This is a genomic window from Arsenophonus sp. ENCA (assembly GCF_002287155.1).
Taxonomy (GTDB): domain Bacteria; phylum Pseudomonadota; class Gammaproteobacteria; order Enterobacterales; family Enterobacteriaceae; genus Arsenophonus; species Arsenophonus nilaparvatae.
Genome location: NZ_NHNG01000436.1, coordinates 1 through 3,272, shown reverse-complemented (window position 1 = coordinate 3,272; position 3,272 = coordinate 1). Strand labels below are relative to the sequence as shown.

At 35.9% G+C, this 3,272-nt stretch carries 3 protein-coding genes; 1 reads left to right on the top strand and 2 read right to left on the bottom strand.

All coding sequences use genetic code 11. The features are described 5' to 3' along the window. The coding region (locus CBG25_RS11360; protein ID WP_290603757.1) for a transposase at window positions 1-372 on the top strand (372 nt) is incomplete at its 5' end. A gap of 294 nt (window positions 373-666) precedes the next feature. Here the strand turns inward: CBG25_RS11360 and CBG25_RS11355 are convergent. Continuing rightward, window positions 667-2,127, bottom strand: coding sequence for a sodium:alanine symporter family protein (locus tag CBG25_RS11355; protein ID WP_290606722.1), 1,461 nt, complete (start codon window positions 2,125-2,127; stop codon window positions 667-669). An 882-nt stretch (window positions 2,128-3,009) separates the two neighbouring features. After that, window positions 3,010-3,272, bottom strand: a 263-nt coding sequence (locus tag CBG25_RS11350; RefSeq protein ID WP_290603799.1) for a transposase, incomplete at its 5' end; no start/stop codon positions are given.

Here is a 3,272-nt window from a genome sequence, read left to right as displayed (position 1 = left end):
AGCACCCACGACAGTCAGCATTTCGAAAGGGTCATTGACAAGGCCAACACCAATCGCAATATCTACGCCGACCGAGGCTATCCCTCTGCGGAGCGGGAAGCTTGGCTGAAGGCAAACGGCTATAGGAGCCAGATTCAGCGTAAAGGCCATCGAAACAAACCGTTGTCCAAGACTCAGCAAGGGCGAAACCACAGGATTGCAAAGACTAGGGCACGGGTTGAACATGCATTTGCGGCGATGGAACAAATGGGTAGAAAACTGATCCGCACCATTGGACAGGTGCGCGCTAATTTTGCCATGACGATGATGGCAGCATGTTACAACCTAAAGCGGTTGGCGTACTTCCAGAGCGCGTGCATCGTGGCTTTCTGACGCCCAGAATGGGTCAAATGGCCCTAGCCAGGGCAATGTGCGATAGAATCAGTAGCGTGATAATCAAAAAAAATCTAATTATTTAGAATGAAAGCCAAGGGTTAATTGAAAATCTTGAGTTTTTCGAGGTGCCCTATATTATAAAAAATATACTATTTTATTTTATCAAACTACTGCATTAGATCATTCCATTTTAATTTTTACTCAAATAAATTTATTAATAAAAAGGTAAATAAAGACTTAGATGGATATAGCGATAAAAACCTTCGTATAAGAAGGTTTTTATTATATTAACTAACTATTAATTTCTCGTTCATTCCATTGCTTTAAATTATCCTTTTCCCAAATACCATCTTCTACCTGTTTTTTAATATCAGGATAAGCATCTATATCAAATGTGGGTAATTTGCCAGCTTTGCGTTGTTGATTGTAATCTTTAGTAAGTTTAAACGCGATACCTGAGAGCATCAATATTGCAATTAGATTTGTTAACGCCATCAAACCCATCGAGAGATCAGCTAATTTCCAAACTAAGGGCATTTCTGCCATTGAGCCAAAAATAACCATTCCCAAAGTAGCAAGTCTGAGAATATACAATCCAGCAGTATGGTTATTTTCTAAAAAGACCATATTACTTTCTGCATATGCATAATTTGCAATAATTGAAGTAAAAGCAAAGAAGAAAATAACTATTGCAATGAAAATTGCACCCCAATCGCCAACAGCTGAAGAAAGGGCTCGCTGTGTTAATTCAATTCCACTAATAGTGGCATCAGCGCTATCTAATGCACCAGAAGAGATAATAATAATTGCTGTTGCGCTACAGATCACTAAAGTGTCCATAAAAACACCTAGCATCTGTACATATCCTTGCGATGCAGGATGAGGTGGATAAGGTGAAGCAGCAGCTGCAGCATTCGGCGCTGAGCCCATGCCTGCCTCATTTGAAAATAGGCCGCGCTGTATCCCTTGTGTCATCGCTTGCGCAACCCCATAACCAACTACGCCACCAACAGCTTCCTGTAAATCAAAAGCATGTTTAATAATTAGTAAAAAAACATCTGGTAAACGTTCAATATTATTGCTCATTACCCAAAATGCTAATATCAAATAAGCGATTGCCATTATAGGAACAACGAATTCTGCCACTCGAGCAATTGAACGTAGACCACCAAAAATAATAATGCCACAAATTATTGCAAGCACAATTCCTACGTAAAGAGGATTAAAACCAAAAGCTACAGCAGTTGCTTGAGCAATTGAATTAGCTTGAACAGAATTGAATACTAGGCCAAAAGCGATAATAAGAAAGATAGAAAAAAGTACCCCCATCCAACGCATTTTAAGGCCCTTTTCCATATAGTAGGCGGGGCCGCCACGATAATTCCCTTGATCATCTTTTGTCTTATATAATTGTGCCAAGGTGCTCTCAGCAAAAGAGGTTGCCATACCAATTAAAGCAACAAGCCACATCCAAAAAATAGCACCTGGTCCTCCAGCAGTTAATGCAATAGCAACACCCGTTAGATTTCCAGTTCCAACTCTGGCTGCTAAACTTGTGCATAAAGCTTGAAAGGAAGATATACCTGAACTATCTGATTTATTACTATTCTTCAGTATAGTAAACATATGCCCAAAATGGCGGAATTGAATAAGACCAGTGCCTAACGTAAAATAAATACCTACTCCAAGCAATAAATAGATTAATACACCACTCCAGAGAATATTATTAAAATTGTCTATCAGTTCCGTCAAAACATTTCCCCTTATCTGTATTAATAAAAACTGTCCAATAAATCAAATACACTAATAAATAATACTAAACCTTTTTTAAAAACAACCCTTTTATTTGTATGAATTTCACTCTTTCACTAAAAAATAATAACATTACTAAGCAGCAAAACTCCTTAAAATGTAACATAAACATCCTGTTTAGGTAACCTTTTTATTTTAAAAGTGAGAATTATGATTAGCTACAAACTGCAATATAGCAAAGAGATAAAAAGATATTTGTCAATTCACTGAGTTTTAATGCACATGCTCAATTATGTCAGTATCCAGTAAATCTTAACAATTATAACCACTAATAATCAAATTATCTTCATATCTTGATAGATGATAGTCGTTATATTTAATATTAACTTTATAACTGTAGAAATCATTTACCCTAAGTTTCAGCTAAAGAGAAATCATATAGAATAATCAACTAATTATAATTACTAATGTAATTTGATATGTTAGCTAAAATAAATATAATGCTTAACTATAATATAAATTTCACTTTTCGCAACTTCTGCTTCAAGTTTATTTTTATACTTTTATTTTCTAAATGTATTTTTATATTTAGCAGTATAAAACCATTAATTATATATTTAAATTTATTATTATTACTTTATTAAATTATTAATTTATTTTTTCATAGAAAAGCCGTTAAATATTTATTATTTTATTAATAAGTTTTTAATTTATATTATCAATACATTATTTATTTAATATTATTTTAGGGCACCTCGAAAAACTCAAGATTTTCAATTAACCCTTGGCTTTCATTCTAAATAATTAGATTTTTTTTGATTATCACGTTACTGATTCTATCGCACATTGCCCTGGCTAGGGCCATTTGACCCATTCTGGGCGTCAGAAAGCCACGATGCACGCGCTCTGGAAGTACGCCAACCGCTTTAGGTTGTAACATGCTGCCATCATCGTCATGGCAAAATTAGCGCGCACCTGTCCAATGGTGCGGATCAGTTTTCTACCCATTTGTTCCATCGCCGCAAATGCATGTTCAACCCGTGCCCTAGTCTTTGCAATCCTGTGGTTTCGCCCTTGCTGAGTCTTGGACAACGGTTTGTTTCGATGGCCTTTACGCTGAATCTGGCTCCTATAGCCGTTTGCCT